General features: G+C 54.7%; 2 protein-coding genes. Both read right to left on the bottom strand.

Features of this window, described 5'->3' with window-relative positions; genetic code table 11:
- Positions 1-519: VirB8/TrbF family protein (locus FMR86_RS20280; RefSeq protein WP_163353280.1), on the bottom strand; the 519-nt coding region annotated here is incomplete at its 3' end.
- A 43-nt stretch (positions 520-562) separates the two neighbouring features.
- The coding region (locus tag FMR86_RS20275; protein ID WP_163353278.1) for a hypothetical protein at positions 563-1,045 on the bottom strand (483 nt) is incomplete at its 5' end.

Raw genomic sequence — 1,045 nt, 5'->3', positions numbered from 1 at the left:
ATGGTTGCGCACGGTCTCCAGCCATTCGATACGCCAGCTCTCGGAGCTGACCGGCAGCGGGATGCCCTTGATGTCGATTTCCACAAGGGTTTTCTGTCCCCGCTGGTAAGGGTTGTGGGTTTCGTACCAGCCTTTGGTGGCACCTCTGGCCGCGCCGACCACAAAGGAGGACATGCGCCGGACCATCTTTTTTTGGAGTCCGATGTCTGCGGTGACGGTGCGCCAGTTGGTGATCAGGTTGGCGATTTCGGCCTGAATGATCCGTTTTGAAACCGGACCGGCCTGATCCGCGCGTTTGACGGCAACGGACTGGCCGAGTTTGTCCACTTCGACCACGTAGGGAACGACCTTGCTCTGCACGGCCTGAACGATGTTGACGCAAAGCGAGAGGCAAACGGTCAGGGACATGATTAAAGCGGCAAAACGCCATTGATTACGGCTTTTTATGTAGCTGCCATAACGCTCGAACCATTCTTCTTTGGCGGCTAAATAGGCAGAATTTGGACGGTTTTTGGGCATAGTTATCCTGTGGTTTTCAGATTTTGACTGCTAAATCGGGGAGTTAGTCAGATGAGTCTGGGGGAAGTTGCATCTTGTATGCTTCGTGCTGGGTTTTGGTGCTGCTGCGGATACCGCCAGCCCGGCTTTGGGATAGATTTTCCCGTACAGATTGGATGCCGGTGGCGGCCATGTGGCCCAGTTTTCCGAAACCGGTTTTTCCGGCGGTGTTGGCGTAGGAGCTGGCTTCGCGCACCGCATCGGTTCCGCGTTTGGCCTCGATCATTCCGCCTGCCGCTCCTTTCACAACAGTGCTTGTACTGCTGCTTACCGCTGTAACGGCAGAGGTCAGATACCTGCCGGAAGAGGAAAGAGGTCCGTTGATCAGCCCTGAAATGATGTCCGGGATGGACATGGTCAGGGCCAGAATGACGATGGACGCACCGAGGATGACCAGCACTTCCGCAAAGTTGATTTCCGGTTTTTGGAATCCGTTGATGAAATCAATGCTCAGCGAGATCAGAAGCTGCATGGTGAACAGCTTCAT

The sequence above is a fragment of the Desulfovibrio sp. JC010 genome (assembly GCF_010470675.1).
Taxonomy (GTDB): Bacteria; Desulfobacterota; Desulfovibrionia; order Desulfovibrionales; family Desulfovibrionaceae; genus Maridesulfovibrio.
This window is presented reverse-complemented; position numbering and strand designations above follow the sequence as displayed.